Origin of the sequence: Microcoleus sp. S1D4, assembly GCF_036700765.1 — a bacterium.
Lineage (GTDB): Bacteria > Cyanobacteriota > Cyanobacteriia > Cyanobacteriales > Microcoleaceae > Microcoleus.
The window spans coordinates 1-17,318 of the sequence record NZ_JAUBPP010000027.1 but is presented as its reverse complement, the minus strand read 5'-3'; the positions used below and the strand labels follow the sequence as shown (position 1 = coordinate 17,318).

Here is a 17,318-nt window from a genome sequence, read left to right as displayed (position 1 = left end):
GTAGCAATTGAAATCGAGCCTAAAAAAACGACGTCCACTCCTAGCGAACTAAGAATAAATTCTTTCTTTCTTGACTCTGTGTCCTCTGCGTTCTCTGCGGTTAATTTAAAAAAATCAATTAATTTAGCTATGACCCACGATATCAGTAACAACCCTATTTTAGATACCCAACCCTTAGAAAATGATCGAGAACTGCTAACACCTTTGATGGCTTTTGCTCAACAAATTTTGTTGCACGAACTAGAAGCAGAACCTCTGGAATTGCATTACCAGTCTCTAGCCGATGGCGGGGGAGTGGCGGTAAATTGTATTGTGGAAAAAGTAGCTCGCTGCTGTCGGGAAAGCAAAATTGGCAAAAAATTACCGACAGCTTTTTACATTCACGTTTCTGCCTTGTCAGCGCTCAATCCTGTCCTCGCAATTTACGAAAATTGTGCGAGACAAAATCTCGAAAACATTGATGAAGCAACTTTAGTTAAATTTTCACTCCAGCAACCTAAAATATCTTATCTTTTTTACCCCGATTTCGACACAGACGCTCACCCTGCTTTGCAAACCAGCATCCAAATTAATCTCGAAACAGGCGAAGTTAAATGTTTCGATTACAGCAACAGCGAAAATCCCCCGGTTTTGCACCGCAAGGAAACTTTTGTAACTGCGGATTATCCCAATTACGAAAAGTTTGCTCGACTGACTCGCAGCGAGGAAGGATGGGGACTGCTTGACAATACTAGCGTTATCGGGACTCGCGAGGGTTGGCTGAAATATTTGGGATATTGCGGTGTAGAAATTCAAGATCATACTGTTGTTGAACGTTTGAAACAGCAGAATAGCGATCTTTCAATTCCTAAAATTGAACGCCACAAAGCTGCGATGGTACGAAACTCTGTTTCTAAGCCGGTGCGTTTGGTTTTGGAATCGGATTTGTTTGTGGATGGGATGACTTTTTTTGATTACGGTTGCGGCTATGGCGGCGATGTTAAATATATTGCGGGAGAGGGTTATGTGGCTGCGGGTTGGGACCCGTACTATCAGCCGGAAACTCCGCGAATTCATGCTGATATTGTGAATGTTGGTTATGTAATTAATGTGATTGAGTCTTTGGGGGAAAGGCGAGAAGCTTTGCTGAATGCTTGGGATTTAACTAAGAATTTATTGGTTGTGGCGGCTCAGGTTTTGATTGATGATGGCGATCGCGGTCAAATTGCTTATGGGGATGGGGTGATTACTTCTCGCAATACTTTTCAGAAGTATTACGAACAGCAAGAGTTGAAGGTTTATATTGACCAAGTTTTGAATGTTGATGCGATTCCTGTGGCTTTGGGGATTTATTTTGTGTTTCGGGATGCGACGGCGGGTGAGGGTTTTCGGGCTTCTCGGTTTCGATCGCGCTTATCGACTCCCAGAGTCCGATCGCAAGTCAAGCGATTTGAGGATTATGCCGAAATACTGGCTCCTTTGATGGCTTTTGTGAGCGATCGGGGGCGTCTTCCGGTGAAAGACGAATTAGCGGAAGAATCGCCAATCAAGCAGGAATTCCACAGTTTTAACCGCGCTTGGAGGGTGATTTTGCAAGCAACGGATGCGGATGATTGGGAGAAAATCGCCGACAAGCGCCGCCAGGATTTGCTAGTATATCTCGCTCTCAACCGTTTGGGCGATTCCCTACAGGATGGCGACGCGGTGCGTCCTTCGATGCGCCGGCTTCCGGCTCAAATCCGCAATGACATTAAGGGTTTGTTTGACAGTTATCAAAAAGCTTGCACTTTGGCAGATTTAATGCTATATAGTTTGGGCAAAGCTGATATTGTGGCGGATTGTTGCGAGGATAGCGCGATCGGGTACAAACAACCCGGTTCCCTTTCAGTTCACGTCTCATGTTTAGAAGAACTTGACCCTTTGCTGCGACTCTACGAAGGCTGCGCCAACCGCACAATTGGTCGGCTTGACGGTGCTACAATTATCAAATTTCACACTCCAAAACCGCAGATATCCTATTTATTTTATCCCGATTTTGATACTAACCCGCATCCAGCCCTCCACAGGTCTATGCACATACATTTGCGCGATCTTTCTGTCAGCTACGAAGACTATTCAGATGCGTACAATCCGCCAATTTTAGTTAAAAAAGAAGCTTTTGTCAATCCGAATTATCCGCATTACGCAAAGTTCGCGAAACTCACCCGCCAAGAGGCAAAGTTAGGGATTTTTGATGGTTCCGTCGTTAAGAAATATCGGGAATGGGTGAAGTGTTTGGAGGACAATTGCGTGAGAATTAAGGGGCATAAGTTGTTTTGGCGATCGGATGCTGACCCGGAAAAGTTGAAAATGTTGAAAACAAATGCGTCGGAACGCCAGCAGAAAAAAATTGAGGTTAATGCGGGAAAGAGTGAAGGAACTGCAGAGGACACAGAGAACGCAGAGGATGGGAAAGAAGAGGGAGGGGAAGTTATATCTTTAAGATAGGACGGTGTTCTAAGGTCATTGGTAGGACGAGAACAGGTGACAAGTATTTTCTTCCTGGTAGTATGTACAGATGTGCATACTATAATTGAGATGGCTTACCAATGGAATCCAGAGAAAGCAGCAGCCAATCTTCGCAAATATGGTATCGACTTTGCTGATGCAGTATCGGTTTTCTCAGATGCTCTGGCAATTACAATTCCAGATGAGCGTTTTGATGAAGAACGATTCGTCACGATTGGCATGGATGGCTTTGCCAGAGTTTTGGTTGTTATTTACACATTGCGGGGTGATGAAATTCGACTTATTTCTGCCCGCAAAGCGACTAGGCAAGAGCGACAGCAGTACGAGGAGGAATAGTCATGGAAACAGAGTATGATTTTAGTCAGGGTAAGCGAGGGGCGATCGATCCAACATTACCTGAGAAAACTCGGATCGCAATCTGGTTAGATGATGAGGTTTTAGCGTGGTTTCGCGAACAAGTTCATTTAGCAGATGGAGGGAACTACCAAACCTTGATTAATGAAGCGTTGCGTCAACATATCCAGCAGAGTTCTGAGCCTTTGGAACAAACTTTGCGAAGAGTTGTACGAGAAGAACTTCAGCGGATTGAAAAGTGAAGTGCAAATGACCGCGCAACGAACTGTTTCGATACCTTCCCAATTCTTGCCTACAGTCAGGGCCGGATGTTGCGGAATTATCGCGAAAATGAACTGCACTTAAACCAACAGGCTTCGGAGGTTTTCTCATGGAAATAATTTGGGAAAGAATTGATAATTGGCTCGCAGCCAATGCACCTCAAGTGCTGAAAAGTCTCAGGCCCGGCGCTACTGATGAGGAGATTTATCGAGCAGAAGCATTCTTTGGTGTAGAGTTTCCCGAAGATTTCAAGCTGTCTTACCGCGTGCATAACGGTCAGGATGAAGAATCTTATTCCCTATTCCCCCAATTGGAGTTACTCTCTATCCAAAGCGCGATCGAAATATCTGAAAAATGGCAGAATTGTTCTGACGATAATTTTAGGTGCGATCGTGAAAACATTTTTGAAGGAATCTGGAACGGTTGGTGGAACCGGAATTGGATTCCATTCACAAACGAAAGCAATGGTGCTTGCGAATGCGTAGATTTAGCCCCAGCAGCAGGCGGAAATGTTGGACAAGTCATTATTGTTGAGTGGCAGGAGGCTACTAGAGGGCTTATTGCACCTAATTTTCGAGTTTATCTGGAAACCTTTGCAAATGCACTAGAACGAGGAGAATATCGGTTCTCTGAGAATGGTTATGGGTTGGTGGATCTAGTTGACTTTGAAATACTGGATCTCGCAGTTGGTAATGGTTAATATCGCCCATAGACTGCACCCAGCGCCTGAGCCGTTTGCTAAAGTGCTCGATACCTGTCTAGCAATCGTCTAACTCAAAGAACGTATTGACATTGTAAATACATTTTACCTATACTAGGGAGCATGAATGTATACTTCGTGCTCCATGGCATTACCTTTGTATGGGATGACGGAAAAGCGCGGATTAATCCCACAAATCATGATGGGGTTACTTTTCAACAAGCTGCTGAATGCTTCTTTGATCCATTTCTAGTTGTCGTTGATGCCAGCCGCAATGAGGAAGCGCGTGATGCTGTGATTGGGCTAGATAGTCGGTGGAATCTACTGTATGTGGTTCACATTGAGCGTGAAGAAAATGTCATTCGGATTATTTCAGCACGTAAAGCAACTCGTCAGGAGAGGGCAGAGTATGAAGGTTGAAGCATTAAAACAGCGATTACATCGAAACCGTCCAATGACTAGCGTGACGATCCGTATGCCCGAAGATGTTGTGGAAGATCTAAAGAAAGTTGCACCATTGTTGGGTTTTTCGGGTTATCAGCCATTAATTCGTGCTTATATCGGTCAAGGTTTGCGCGTTGATTTAGAACGATTTGAGAGCGAGACAGTAACAGCCTTAGTAGCAAGTTTGAAGCGTCGAGGTGTCAGCGATGAAGTGATTGATGAGGCATTAAAGGAAGTCGTTGATGCTAAATCATGTTAATTGTATCTAGCCAGCAGTACAAAAAGGCGATACCTGTACCTGGGGTCAAAAACCCGGTTTATGCCTCAATATCTCAAGGGAGAAACCGGGTTTTTTTGGATACGTCTTGTTAAGCAAACTTAATCTTCAAATAATCATCCTCCATCTTCGCCCCGGAAGGTTGCAGCGCGGCTAAAGCTTGCGGCAAAACCATATTGCGGCGGTGATTCCCAATCCGAACATTCAACTCATCTCCCGTTTTCGTCAACTGAATTTGATCCTTAGCAATTCCCGGCAAATACAGTTCTAGAACATATTGATTGTTGTCCTGCACAATTCTAATCGTATTTTCTGTGTAATAAACCTTGCTTGGATCTTCATCTGCATAAAGCGTTTCTTTCAAGCGTTCCAAAGCCGGCAAACCGCACATTTCCTCGGAATAAAGCGGGACTTCTTTTACAGGAAGCGGCCGAAAATTTTCGTGAATTTCCTGCTTGTACTGCTGCTGGTTCTCTTTCCAACGCTTGAAAAATGGATCGGTTACTTCTTCAGGAATAATCCGGTTGGCGACAATTAAATCTGTGGCAACATTGTACAAACTCAAATAGGCGTGAGCCCGCAAAGATTCTTTGATTACCATTTTTTCAGGATTAGTAATTAACCTGACCGAAGTCACAGTATTGTCAGTTAAAATCTTTTCCAAAGCTTCGATTTGTTCGTAAAATTCGTAAGGTGCATCCATCACCTCTTTGTCTGGCAAAGAAAAACCCGCAAGTGGTCTAAAAAACGGTTCAACTAAAGGTCTGAGGGCAACAGATATACCTTGCAATGGCTTGTAAAATTTTCTCATGTACCAGCCGCCAACTTCCGGCAAACTTAACAATCGCAATGCTGTACCTGTGGGGGCGGAATCGATAATTAAAACATCATATATGCCCTCGTCGTAATGGCGTTTCATCCGCACCAAACCAAAGATTTCGTCCATTCCCGGCAAAATGGCTAATTCTTCAGCTTGCACGCCCTCAAGTCCCTGCGCTTTCAAAACTTGAGTAATGTAGCGTTTGACTGCTCCCCAATTGCCTTCTAATTCCCTGAGAGCGTCCAATTCTGCTCCCCACAAATTGGGTTTGACCAGTCGAGCATCGTGTCCGAGTTCCATGTCGAAGCTGTCGGCCAAGGAGTGGGCGGGATCTGTGCTCAGCACTAGGGTTTTGTATCCCAATTCGGCGCATCGCAAGCCCGTAGCAGCGGCTACGGAGGTTTTGCCGACGCCGCCTTTTCCGGTCATTAATATTAAGCGCATTGATTGTTTAGCTCGCCTGAAAGTTCTTTACTTATATATTGTAACGGGATGTAACGGAGATTAATTTAGTGGGGTAATTAATTTGGGCGATCGCCCGCCGAACATAGCAAATTGTCTGCAATGCACGAAATCGGTGCGATGTCAATAGCAATAAAATTTAGATGGTGTCCGATGGCTCGATCGCGAACTCATCGCATTTTTTGGTCATACCTTTCATCTAAAGCGTGCGATCCATTGGAATTACGATCGCCCTTTGAGACATCTTGCAGCGAATTTTTAAACCAGATGGACTGCTGGGGGAATGGCATAGAAATTTTTTCTTCATCAAATACCTGCTTCAGTCGCCGGCGAAACTCGCGTCCGACTTCCCATTTTTTCAGGGGTTGAGTTTGAATCAAGAGGCGAATCGTAATGCTATTTTCACCAAACGCATCAACGCCCAGTACCTTGGGAGGTTCTAATATTAATTCTTGCCACTCAGAATCCAAACTCATTTGAGTCGCTGCTTTTTTAATTACGGCGATCGCACGGTCAATATCGGTATTATAAGCAACCTCAATACCTAAATTCACACGAGACCAACTGCTAGTATGGTTTTTTACCATCGTAATACTGCCATTTGGAATACTAATTAGATCGCCATCTTGGTTCCGTAATTGAGTTACCCGCAGGTTCATTGTTTCCACGGTTCCACTTTCATTGTTAGCAGTGATTATATCGCCAACCCCATACTGATCCTCCAAGAGAAAAAACAATCCGTTAATCATGTCTTTGACAAGACTTTGAGAGCCAAAGGAAATCGCCAACCCAAAAATACTCACACTTGCCAAAAGCGGCACAATATTAACACCCAAAATTGACAAAGCAGTCAATCCGCCAGCAGCAATACAACAGAAACCGCTAGCTCCCTTCATCACGCCCGAAAAGGTTTTGAGCCGCTGAATCCTTCGGACTGATACACTATCTGGAAGGAATTGCCCCTGACTGAGAGCTGCTACAAAATGGTCAATTACAACGAAGCTGATGCGAAGTATTAGGTAAGTTGCAGCCCCAATTAAGATTAAGTTGAGTAAGGTGACGCTCACACTTTTCAGCAATAGTGATTGCAGCCATCGAGTCTGCGGAAACAGGCTCAAACAAAATGAAATTCCGCCTCCCCACAAGCCAAACTGGCCGAGTTGCAATAACCGCTGTCGTACTTCATACCAAAATTTGAGCCGCTGGTTCCGAGCAATTTTTTGTTGCTGTTTGCAAGCAATCGCTGCAGCTTCATCCTGCTCCTGTTCAGACAAATCTTCTACTTGCTCTTGGGAAGCATTGAGTTGTTCGATTTGTGTTAAGACTGCTGCATAACGGGCTTTGATATAGCGCTGTCTGAGGCGCATTCCCAGACTGAGCAGGAGCATAAATAGGATGACTCCGCCCGCTCGCAATGCCTGCTTTGCTAAAAACTTTGGCTGATGCTCCCGTTGAGACGCAAGCAGGGCGTTTTTAATAATTTGAGTCAAGTTTTGAGCGTGAGTGGTTAGTTCGACTCCGTAGAGGCGAGCATCGTCAGTGGTAACGGTCATCAAATAGTTTTTATTAACAGAAATAATTGGAAGTTGACTTGTTGGGTCTACGCTGTAATCGACTTCTAATTTTCCCGGTTCAAAGTTGGTATTGGCAATTCCTTGAAGCTGATTTGTAACGGTTTTTACTCTTTGCTGAATGGGTGAAAGAGAAATTGCTTCTTGCTGCTTGGTGTTGAGTGCAGGAGCTGTCAAAGCAAATATTGAACGACCATCTAAATAAACATCACCGACAACAAAGTTAGTGCTATCGTTGGCGGAATAAATATTGAATAATCGCTGTGGTTCTGGAGATGAGGGTTGTCCGGCCACTGGCACTATCGACGCGCCCAAGAGGAAGATGAATGCACCAATTGCCAAGGCAATTTTGCGCCACAGGTAATTAGTTCGACGAGAATTAAGATTTATCCAGTTCAAGCAAGACATTTTTCTACACATTGCATATTTGTATCAAGGTCTCACCTGGGTTTGATTGCTACAGAATGCAGTTGATGGCGCAATCTGCGCTGTCGCCATTAAGCCAAAAATGATGGCGCAACAGGGTGGCCTTTAGGTTCGATCGCTCAAAGCCAGAGGAATTGAGCAAATGATGGTGGTGAGGCCTGACTCGATCGACTAAAGTGTTGAGTTCGATCGCCGGTTTCGCCACCAAAGCTGCCATTATAACGCTGCAGCCAAGACTGTTTGACTAGATGAGAAATTGAGGCGCTGTCATAGTAGTGGCTGGTAAATTATGCGATCGCCCGATCGGCAATCATCTATCGCCTTTAATCGGGCAAATTAAAAAAGGTTTTACCTGGTGCATAGCAAGCAAAGGTAACGCAGCAAGCGACAGTTACTTTTGAGTAGCGACGGGAAATATCAGTTGTTTGAGCACATCAAAGCGCGAACAATTCCAGTAATCAATGTGGGAAACGATTAAACCGTCGCTGTTGACCTTCAGTTCGCTTCTCCCGCTAATCGCCATTTTGGGTTTCCAAGGTAGCGGTGCGATCCAACTCAGAGTCCAGCGAGTTTCGATGGCATCTCCAGACTGAGAAATATCGTGCAAATCGAGTTGAATTTGTTTAAAAAAAGTCCCCATAAACCCGAGCATTTTTTGGTAGCGATCGACTCCTGTGAATCGATTTAGAGGGTCTTCAAAATAAACATCTTTAGCATAAATGCTGTAAGTCTGATTTTCGGGAAATCTACGGTAGTCCTCGGTGATAACTTGAATAATATCCATTACGATTAGCGATTTGCCTAAAATGATTATAATATAGTTTATACCTGCTAGAGAAAAGGCGGACAATTTATGATCGACCTCTACACTTTTACCACGCCCAACGGACGCAAAGTCTCGATTATGCTCGAAGAAATAGGTTTACCCTACAACACGCACGTCATCGACATCAGAAAAAACGACCAATTTAGCCCAGAGTTCATCGCCATCAATCCTAACAGCAAAATTCCGGCAATAGTCGATCGCGATAACGGCATCACCGTCTTCGAGTCCGGCGCCATCCTGATCTATCTAGCAGAAAAAAGCGGCAAATTTCTACCCACCGAAAAAGAAAAATACTTTCAAGTTATCGAGTGGCTGATGTTTCAAATGGCCAGTGTCGGGCCAATGTTCGGTCAGTTAAACCACTTCAAACGCTATGCACCCGAACAAATTCCCTATGCAATTCAACGCTACGAAAAAGAAACCTTGCGACTCTACGGAATATTAGACACTCAACTAGCAAAATCCGAATACATCTGCGGCGAATATTCAATTGCCGATATGGCTATTTATCCCTGGGTTGCTATTTACGAATTTCAAGGATTAACCCTCGACAACCACCCCCACCTCAAACGCTGGGTAGAAACCTTGCAGAAGCGCCCAGCAGTTGAGCGCGGCATGGCTGTTCCCGCGATGTAAAAATCCAAAAAATTAACCGCAGACAAACAAAGATATCATTAATTAGATCTCAGTTTATCCGCGTTCACCTGCGGTTAAAAAATCTTGAAAACCTAATCAGCGAAATGCTGAATAATCGCATCCGCAAACTCAGAACACTTCAGTTCCGGCACAGGTGGTTCCATCAACCTTGCCAAATCGTAGGTAACTTCACCGTTAGAAATAGCCGCGCCCAAACCTTTTTTAATTAAATCTGCGGCTTCCTGCCATCCCATATATTCTAACATCATTACCCCCGACAAAATCAGGGAACCGGGATTGACTTTATCCAAACCGGCGTGTTTTGGTGCAGTGCCGTGAGTCGCCTCAAAAACTGCACATTCATCGCCTATATTCGCGCCGGGGCCCATTCCCAATCCGCCGACAATTGCAGCCGCCGCATCGGATAAGTAATCGCCGTTTAAATTCATGGTTGCCAAAATCGAATATTCGCCTGGTCTGGTTTGAATTTGCTGAAAAATACTATCAGCAATTCTGTCATTAACCATGATTTTTTCTTGCCACTTACCGTTACCGTGACTGTCCCAAATTGCAAATAGAACGTCGGCAACTTCTTGGCGGATTTTGGCTTGTTTTTCGGGAGTCAAGGCATCGTATCCCGGATCGATTTGGCGAGCATTGTCTTCTAAGCTAATCTCGGGATTGCGTTCTTTGTTGCCCAGAATCCAAGATTCTCTTTCTGTCACGCATTGGTTCCGAAATTCGGTGGTTGCTAGTTCGTAACCCCAATCTCGGAAAGCTCCTTCGGTGTATTTCATGATGTTGCCTTTGTGCACCAAGGTTACTTGTTGCTTGTCTTTTGGCAACCGCAAAGCGTGGGTCATGGCCCGCCGCACTAAACGCTGGGAACCGCTTTTGCTAATTGGTTTAATTCCGATTCCCGAATCGAGGCGAATTTGTTTTTTGCCGTGTTCTGGTGTTGCTGGAATTAACTCATTATTGAGGTATTCAATCAACTTTTTGCCTATTTCGCTGCCTTTTGCCCATTCAATTCCGAGGTAAATATCTTCTGTATTTTCCCGGTAAATAATTACATCTAGGAGTTCGGGAGTTTTGTGCAGCGATGGGGTGCCCTCGTAATATTTGCATGGCCGCACGCAGGCGTAAAGGTCAAAGATTTGCCGCAATGCTACGTTTAGCGATCGAATTCCGCCACCGATTGGGGTTGTCAGCGGGCCTTTGATGGCGACTCCGTATTCTTTGATGGCGTCTAGGGAATCTTGGGGCAAATATTGGTATGTACCGTAGACATCGCAGGCTTCGTCGCCTACGTAAATCTTGAACCAGTTAATTTTTCGTTGGCCGCGGTAAGCCTGTTCTACTGCGGCATCCATGACTTTCTGTGATGCTGGCCACAAGTCAACGCCCGTACCGTCGCCGCGTATGAAGGGAATAATTGGGTCGTTGGGGACGATCGGTAAACCGTCTTTGAAAGTAATTTTAGAACCAGTTGTCGGGGCTACAATTTTTTCGTACATATCTTAACAGTGCGGATACCAATGTTCTCTATTTTGCCATGATTATACCAGAAGGAAGAAGGAAGAAGGAAGAAGGAAGAAGGAAGAAGGAAGAAGGAAGAAGGAAGAAGGAAGAAGGAAGAAGGAAGAAGTCATTAGTCATTAGTCATCAGTGCTGTCGCCTCCGAGCTTTCCGTACAACGTCATCAGGAAGAAGGAAGAAGCGATGGCTGTCACAAGCTGGCGATGCCAATTTCCCACTAAATTTAATAAAGTAGCAAAAATAGCAGAAGTTTCTCTCAAGTATGCCCATCTATCTTTCAGCGCTACTGTTCGGGACATCGTTGAAGCAAGTCACAACGGTGATTTTTTTTGACCGCAGATCAAAGCAGATTAACGCAGATTATTTTGAGGAGTTCTGGGTTTATTTGCGATATTTTTCCTTCTGCATATTCTTTTTGACCACCCACAAAATAAAGGCAATGACAATAATCACCACAACTATTTTAGAAACCGGGTCTAGATATTCCTCTACCAGCGTATAATTTTCGCCTAATTTATATCCGGCAAAAGTCAGGAAACTTACCCATAAAAGAGTGCCTCCTGTTGAGTATAGTAAAAAAGGAATTAAAGGCATATTATTGATGCCAGCGGGCAGGGAAATCAGGGTGCGAACTCCCGGTACGAGGCGACACAAAAACACGGCTTTGTTGCCGTGTCTGGTAAACCATCTATTTGCTTTGTCAATATCGGCGCCGGATACTGTGATCCATTTGCCGTATTTGTCGGCTAAATCCCTCAAGCGTTCTTCGCTCAATAATTTACCTGCATAGTACCAGGGAAGCGCGCCCAAAATTGTACCGATCGTACCTGCTGCGATCGCCGGTGACAACTGCATATCGCCCTTGAATGCGGTGAATCCTGCCAGGGGCATAATCAATTCTGAGGGTATGGGCGGGAAAAGGTTTTCCAAAAACATCAATAGGCCTATTCCCAGATAGCCCATCGACTCCATTGTGCTAGTTATCCATTCAACCATTTTGATTTAATAATTGGTAAGAGGTACACTCATTAGTCATTAGTCATTAGTCATTAGTCATTAGTCATTAGTCATTAGTCATGTTTTTCTGTCCCAGAACGTCCAACGTCCAACGTCATGTTTTGCGATCTTAAGAGTTCGCGAACGTTATTAGTTATCAGGAAGAAGTCATCAGGAAGAAGAAACAATGAATTGCTCGTTCCTAGGCAAAGCCTGGGAACACATATATAGAGGCTCTGCCTCGACTGCGAACCAGGGATGCAGAGCCTCCGTCTATTCATTCCTAGGCTCGACCTAGGAACGAGGAGCTATGATTAAGTTCCCGAAGTCCAGGAGTTGGTGTACTCAATTTGCTCGGCTGTCAAGGTATCAATGTAAATTCCCATTGCTTCCAATTTGAGACGCGCAATTTCCTTGTCAACATCAACAGGAATTGAATGAATTCCTGCTTCTAACTTGCCTTGGTTTTTGACTAGATATTCAGTGGCTAAAGCTTGGTTAGCAAAGCTCATATCCATGACGGCGCTGGGGTGTCCTTCGGCGGCTGCCAAGTTGATCAAACGGCCTTCGCCCAAGACAATAACCGACTTGCCATTATTGAGGCGGTATTCTTGGGTGAAAGAGCGAACTGTTTTCACGTCGGTGCTTTTTGCGCCGAGGGATTTGAGGTCGATTTCAATGTCAAAGTGACCGGAATTGCAAACCATTGCGCCGTCTTTCATGGTGTCGAAATGTTCGGCACGGATGACGTGTTTGTTGCCGGTAACGGTGATGAAAATGTCTCCGACGGTGGCTGCTTCGTCCATTGGCATGACGCGGAAACCGTCCATCACTGCTTCGATCGCCCGAATCGGATCGATTTCGGTGACAATTACGTTAGCGCCCATGCCGCGGGCGCGCAGTGCCGTGCCTTTGCCGCACCAACCGTAACCTGCAACCACAATATTTTTGCCGGCCAACAAAATGTTGGTAGCCCGGATAATGCCATCTAGGGTAGATTGACCGGTGCCGTAGCGGTTGTCGAAGAAGTGCTTGGTGTCTGCGTCGTTGACGTTCATGGCGGGGAAAGTCAGCACGCCGTCTTTCAACATGGCCCGCAGGCGCACGATGCCGGTGGTGGTTTCTTCGGTGGTTCCGATCAAGTCGGCAATTTGGTTCGGGCGGTGCTGGATCAGCGCTGCTACTACGTCGCTACCGTCATCGATGATGATGTTGGGGCGGTGGTCGAGGGCTGTGTTAACGTGCCGTTCGTAGGTAGCCGCGTCTTCTCCTCTGAGGGCGAAGACGGAAATGCCGTAGTCTTCAACTAAGCAAGCGGCTACGTCATCTTGGGTGCTTAAGGGGTTGCTAGCGATGAGTACAGCGTCTGCGCCGCCCATTTTCAGGGCGATCGCCAAATGGGCTGTTTCTGTGGTTACGTGGCAGCAAGCTGAAATACGGATGCCTGCGAAGGGCTTTTCTTTAGCGAAGCGTTCTTGAATTTGCCGCAAAACTGGCATTTCCCGGCCGGCCCACTCGATGCGTTGCTTCCCCAAGGGGGCGAGGGACAAGTCTTTTACTTCGTGTTTAATCTTGACGGATGTAGCTACCATGTATGTTATTTTCCAGAAATCATCAAACTCTGTTAGTTTTAGCAGATTTACCTATCTGCGGGCAAGTGCTAGGATTTTATTCGATCGCCCTGCACGCTGCTAATCTTAAATTTTGATTGTATTCGATCGACCAATTTGCGATCGTAGCCGGGGTTCACCAGCACAGCAGAGTCAGTCAATTTTAGATTAAAAAATTGAATAATCAGAGATTTACTCCACACATGGATCTGGGATATTTAAATTTGGCAGACAATTTCGGTCTAGGGCGGAGTCAATCTTTTTTGTCAGCGCGGCGTTCTTGGACTATATGAATAATTGAAGGCACAAAAGAAAGTACAATTATTCCGCAAACAATCGGCAGTAAATATTCATCAACTCTCTCAGGAGGAATCATCTTTCCCAAATAGAAACCCATCAGCGTTAACCCCACCGTCCACAAAAACCCACCGATCAGGTTATAAAACATAAAAGTTTTGTATTTCATTGCCGCCACTCCCGCCACTATCGGGGCAAAAGTGCGGACAATTGGCGTAAATCTCGCCAGTACAACTGCTTTTTGACCGTGTTTTTCGTAAAAATTTTCGGTTTTTTCTAAATATTCTTTTTTAAACAGCCACGAATCTTCCTTATTAAATAAGCGGCGACCCCAACGGTGTCCGGTTGCATAGCCAACATTATCGCCAGCCACAGCGCAGACAAAACACCCAAAAATTAGCGTCCAAATATTCAGAGAGTTGGGCCCGGACGCTACAATTCCAGCAGCAAACAACAAGCTGTCTCCCGGCAGAAAAAAACCGAACAGCAATCCAGATTCGGCGAACACAATACCCCAAATCCCCAAATAACCGAAGGTTTTAATCAGTTGCTGCAAATCAAAATTCATTTTTTTGTTTTTCCGGGGAATTAACTAATATCATGTCCGCTCGATTATATAAACAGTAGATAATGGATTCTTTCGATATAGTTATCGGCTATTGCACCCTCCCGAAGCACCGGTGCGCCGGACAAAAACTAGGGCGGCGGTGGCGATTCAAGCGTCGTGAGGTATGCCCTATGCCGGATAGTACCTCATTTTTCGCTTGAAAGGCTATATCGTACACCATTCTCAATAAACTTATAAAAACCGTGTTTCTGAACGAGAGATATAGGCTTTGATGCTATATCTTCGGTCAGAAACCCGGTTTTTGCCACAGGTGCAATATCTCAGTTCGATCGAACACTTGAGGACGAGTCAGTTTTGAATTTTGAATTTTGAGTTGGGAGATTGGGAGAGTGGGAGAGTGGCAAAAATCCTCTTGCTTCCGACTTCACGCTTGACGACTTCCATTTCTATTCTTCATTCAAGCAAAAGGCGAGCCGATTTCCCATCAGCGCGCCTGCCGGTTATATGATTGCTTGTTAAACGGAATGTAGTCGGTCGTCCCCGTTGAAACACAATTAGGAAGCTGCTTTGCTAGCGCGACGGCGGCGTGCTGCAATTAATCCGCCCAAGCCTAGAGCCAAACCAGTCATTGTCATCGGTTCGGGAACTGTTGCGCTCACGGTGAAGTCTTGGAAGTCTTTGTCGTTACCGTTACCGGCATCGTCAAAGCCGATGGTTGCGCCGTTCAACAGAGAACTTGCTCCGTTTGTGTAATTTTTAGCAGCTTTGAAGGTGTTCGTTGTGTCTTTGTCGAGTGCGTTCAAAAGTGACGACCCGCCAAACACGGCTTGCTGCTTCTTGCCGACGTTCAAGGAAGAGGTTGAGTAGACAGTGCCCGCGCTAGCGCCATTGTAGAGGCTGCTGAGTCCCAAACTGTAAACTTTATTTGCCAGGAATTGAAACGTTACGGGGCCTGAAGCGACTGTATTGCCGGAGGTTCCTCTCCATTCGTTAGAGTCACCGTTGTCTGAGGCTTTAGTTTCCGAGAACAGCGTGCTGACTAGAGATGCCACCGACTTGTTTACTTCGTAGATTCCCAAAGAGGAGGTATACGCACCGTGAGATTCTAGGAAGTTAAATGTGACATTTGTATCTTCGGTGAAGCTGATTCCGCTGGTGCCAAAGGAGAAGGCATGAGCTGGAGCTGCTGCGCCCAACATAGCTGTGACGGCTGCGGTAGCTGTTAGGGCGGATAAAATTTTGGTATTCATAAAAAAAGCTCGGTAAGTGGGAAACTCAGAGACTTCAGTTCTGAGAGGAAAACGGCTCGGCGATTTCAATCGCCTTGAATCCCCTTTCGGGGTCGGAGAGGGAATTTAATTAACCTCTCCGATGAGGTATGGTTGCCTCAAACTCCCATTTCTGGGGTAAAGTTAGCTTCGCCAATGTTATAAAGGCTTGTTAGACTTGCAGCACTGTCTCAGTGACTTTAAGACTGTTTAACTGCAAATGACAGAGCAGGGAACTAGCGTCGCATTCGCCCGGTGTCGTGACCCAAATAACGTAGTCAGTTAAGACTTAGGCTGGTCAGAATAGCTTGTAAGACACTTGTCTTGCAAGCTCAGTGTCTTTAGACCTGAGTTCCTGACAATCTGATTTCTTTTGCCTTGTGCGACTACTTCAATATATTTATTATGCAACACTTTTTGGTCTTTGTGGCACTTGAGGTGAATTTTGACAGACTCTTTATGAAGGCTTTACACATCCTTTACAAATGCTGTCTGTCCCATTGGCATTCTGGGGGATCGCTCCTTAAAAGCACACAAAATAATTATAACTATTGTGGCTTGAAACCTTGCTGTAGCAAGCAGGAAGGCATGGCACTGCCAATTTTATTTGGGTCTGGTTTATGCTGATTTTTTATTTTAGTCACCGTCCGGGCGATCGACAACTAACACTTACGTATAAACACGGGGAGACGCGCGCCAACGGAGAGTTGAAAAAGGTTGGTATTAACCAGAAACTGGGAATTTTTGTTGTTTTGGGACTTGTGTAGGGGAGTGCAAGTAGTCGATCTATCGGGCAAATTACGTACAAGCTACGATCGCCCTAGTTTACTTATTTTGGTTCAATTTAAGGGTTTCAGCGCTCCGATAAAACCCAAAGATGCGATCGAGAGGAGATGAATGCAGCTTTAAGCGGTCAAAAAGCGAATTCCCTCTCAACAAATATCCTATGTAGAAAATCTGGGGAGGGCCTAATTGCGATCGACCGCATCAAAACAAACCGCTGTAGCGTTCCTCGGCCCAAGGTTCGCCCCTGCGGTGGTAGCCGTTGCGTTCCCAAAACCCGAGTTGTTCGGCTTCTGTAAACTCTAGGCCGTTAATCCATTTCGCGCTTTTCCAGGCGTAGAGGTGGGGGACTACCAGCCGCATCGGGCCGCCGTGGTCTGGGGACAGGGGTTCGCCGAAGACGGTGTGGGCGAAAAAGTTTTCTTCTCGGATCAAGTCGGCGATCGCAATGTTGGTGGTGTAGTCGCCGTAGCAGTGTTCGAGGACGTACATAGCCGAGCGAGCGACTTCTACATAGTTCATAAAATCTGTGACTTTGACTCCAGTCCACTGCACGTCGAGTTTTGACCACCGGGTGACGCAGTGAAAATCGGCAGTAAAGTTGCTTTGGGGCATGGCCTGGAAGTCTGACCAAGTGAAGGTTTTTGGTTTTACCAATCCCCAAACTTTAAATTCCCAACTCTCAATGCTGACAGAGGGTGTATCCCCGTAAGTCAGCACGGGAAAGCCGTTGGCGAGGTATTGGCCCGGAGGGACGCGATCGCTTTTTTCTGGTTCGGGCTTGCGAAAAAATTTGCCTTGCATTGATTGGCGCTCTACAGTAACTGACTGCAATCCTCAGTATATAGCGGTTCTCAAAAAAGTGAGGTCTACCCTATGCCCACGGAGGCCACGGAGGCCACGGAGCCCTATGCCGGATAAGCTGCTACGCAGCTAAACCGGATAAAATAGCATTGCCTTTATTTTTGATTTTTCGATCCCATTTAATAACCA

18 protein-coding genes are annotated in these 17,318 nt (G+C 45.6%); 8 read left to right on the top strand and 10 right to left on the bottom strand.

Annotated elements, in window-relative coordinates:
* Window positions 1-129: 129 nt before the first annotated feature.
* The 6 genes from QT998_RS22980 to QT998_RS22955 all read left to right on the top strand — a co-directional run bounded on the left by QT998_RS22980 (window position 130) and on the right by QT998_RS22955 (window position 4,505).
* Window positions 130-2,466 carry a DNA phosphorothioation-associated putative methyltransferase gene (locus QT998_RS22980; RefSeq protein ID WP_333117931.1) on the top strand — a complete coding sequence of 779 codons (2,337 nt, stop codon included), beginning with the start codon at window positions 130-132 and terminating at the stop codon, window positions 2,464-2,466.
* Between the two features lie 90 nt (window positions 2,467-2,556).
* The gene (locus QT998_RS22975) at window positions 2,557-2,823 is read left to right on the top strand and encodes a BrnT family toxin (protein ID WP_333092719.1); all 267 of its coding nucleotides are present in this window, start codon (window positions 2,557-2,559) and stop codon (window positions 2,821-2,823) included.
* 2 nt (window positions 2,824-2,825) lie between these two features.
* Window positions 2,826-3,083 carry a BrnA antitoxin family protein gene (locus QT998_RS22970; RefSeq protein ID WP_333117930.1) on the top strand — a complete coding sequence of 86 codons (258 nt, stop codon included), beginning with the start codon at window positions 2,826-2,828 and terminating at the stop codon, window positions 3,081-3,083.
* A gap of 128 nt (window positions 3,084-3,211) precedes the next feature.
* Window positions 3,212-3,802, top strand: coding sequence for an SMI1/KNR4 family protein (locus QT998_RS22965; protein ID WP_333092717.1), 591 nt, complete (start codon window positions 3,212-3,214; stop codon window positions 3,800-3,802).
* Window positions 3,803-3,925: 123 nt separating this feature from the next.
* Window positions 3,926-4,222, top strand: coding sequence for a BrnT family toxin (locus QT998_RS22960; protein ID WP_333092716.1), 297 nt, complete (start codon window positions 3,926-3,928; stop codon window positions 4,220-4,222).
* A 34-nt stretch (window positions 4,223-4,256) separates the two neighbouring features.
* Window positions 4,257-4,505, top strand: coding sequence for a hypothetical protein (locus tag QT998_RS22955; RefSeq protein WP_333117929.1), 249 nt, complete (start codon window positions 4,257-4,259; stop codon window positions 4,503-4,505).
* A gap of 109 nt (window positions 4,506-4,614) precedes the next feature.
* On the opposite strand, the gene QT998_RS22950 is transcribed toward QT998_RS22955, so the two are convergent.
* The 4 genes from QT998_RS22950 to QT998_RS22935 form a co-directional block, all read right to left on the bottom strand.
* The gene (locus QT998_RS22950) at window positions 4,615-5,787 is read right to left on the bottom strand and encodes a TRC40/GET3/ArsA family transport-energizing ATPase (RefSeq protein ID WP_106148286.1); all 1,173 of its coding nucleotides are present in this window, start codon (window positions 5,785-5,787) and stop codon (window positions 4,615-4,617) included.
* Window positions 5,788-5,975: 188 nt separating this feature from the next.
* On the bottom strand, window positions 5,976-7,784 hold the full coding sequence (locus QT998_RS22945; RefSeq protein ID WP_333117927.1) for a mechanosensitive ion channel family protein: 1,809 nt from the start codon (window positions 7,782-7,784) through the stop codon (window positions 5,976-5,978).
* 49 nt (window positions 7,785-7,833) lie between these two features.
* The gene (locus tag QT998_RS22940; RefSeq protein ID WP_333117926.1) at window positions 7,834-8,019 is read right to left on the bottom strand and encodes a hypothetical protein; all 186 of its coding nucleotides are present in this window, start codon (window positions 8,017-8,019) and stop codon (window positions 7,834-7,836) included.
* A gap of 174 nt (window positions 8,020-8,193) precedes the next feature.
* Window positions 8,194-8,586, bottom strand: coding sequence for a DUF2358 domain-containing protein (locus QT998_RS22935; protein ID WP_333117924.1), 393 nt, complete (start codon window positions 8,584-8,586; stop codon window positions 8,194-8,196).
* Window positions 8,587-8,655: 69 nt separating this feature from the next.
* On the opposite strand from QT998_RS22935, the gene QT998_RS22930 reads away from it, so the two are divergent.
* Entirely contained in the window at window positions 8,656-9,264 is a 609-nt protein-coding gene (locus tag QT998_RS22930) for a glutathione S-transferase N-terminal domain-containing protein (protein ID WP_333117923.1), read from the top strand.
* 92 nt (window positions 9,265-9,356) lie between these two features.
* Here QT998_RS22930 and QT998_RS22925 read toward each other — a convergent pair whose 3' ends face one another.
* Window positions 9,357-10,781: an NADP-dependent isocitrate dehydrogenase gene (locus tag QT998_RS22925; protein ID WP_333117921.1), complete on the bottom strand. Its 1,425-nt coding sequence runs from the start codon at window positions 10,779-10,781 to the stop codon at window positions 9,357-9,359.
* 38 nt (window positions 10,782-10,819) lie between these two features.
* Between QT998_RS22925 and QT998_RS22920 the strand changes: the two genes are divergently transcribed.
* On the top strand, window positions 10,820-11,038 hold the full coding sequence (locus QT998_RS22920) for a hypothetical protein (RefSeq protein WP_333218160.1): 219 nt from the start codon (window positions 10,820-10,822) through the stop codon (window positions 11,036-11,038).
* A 146-nt stretch (window positions 11,039-11,184) separates the two neighbouring features.
* Here the strand turns inward: QT998_RS22920 and QT998_RS22915 are convergent, their stop codons facing one another.
* From QT998_RS22915 to QT998_RS22895, 5 genes are all read right to left on the bottom strand, one after another.
* The gene (locus tag QT998_RS22915) at window positions 11,185-11,799 is read right to left on the bottom strand and encodes a DedA family protein (protein WP_333117917.1); all 615 of its coding nucleotides are present in this window, start codon (window positions 11,797-11,799) and stop codon (window positions 11,185-11,187) included.
* A gap of 314 nt (window positions 11,800-12,113) precedes the next feature.
* Entirely contained in the window at window positions 12,114-13,391 is a 1,278-nt protein-coding gene (ahcY, locus tag QT998_RS22910) for an adenosylhomocysteinase (RefSeq protein ID WP_333117915.1), read from the bottom strand.
* Between the two features lie 271 nt (window positions 13,392-13,662).
* Window positions 13,663-14,274 (bottom strand): DedA family protein, encoded by a 612-nt coding sequence (locus QT998_RS22905; protein WP_194008327.1) that lies wholly within the window; start codon window positions 14,272-14,274, stop codon window positions 13,663-13,665.
* Between the two features lie 554 nt (window positions 14,275-14,828).
* A complete protein-coding gene (locus tag QT998_RS22900) occupies window positions 14,829-15,524 on the bottom strand; it encodes a PEP-CTERM sorting domain-containing protein (RefSeq protein WP_333117913.1) in 696 nt (231 codons plus the stop codon).
* Between the two features lie 1,005 nt (window positions 15,525-16,529).
* Entirely contained in the window at window positions 16,530-17,129 is a 600-nt protein-coding gene (locus QT998_RS22895; RefSeq protein ID WP_194065882.1) for a sulfite oxidase-like oxidoreductase, read from the bottom strand.
* Window positions 17,130-17,318: the final 189 nt, after the last annotated feature.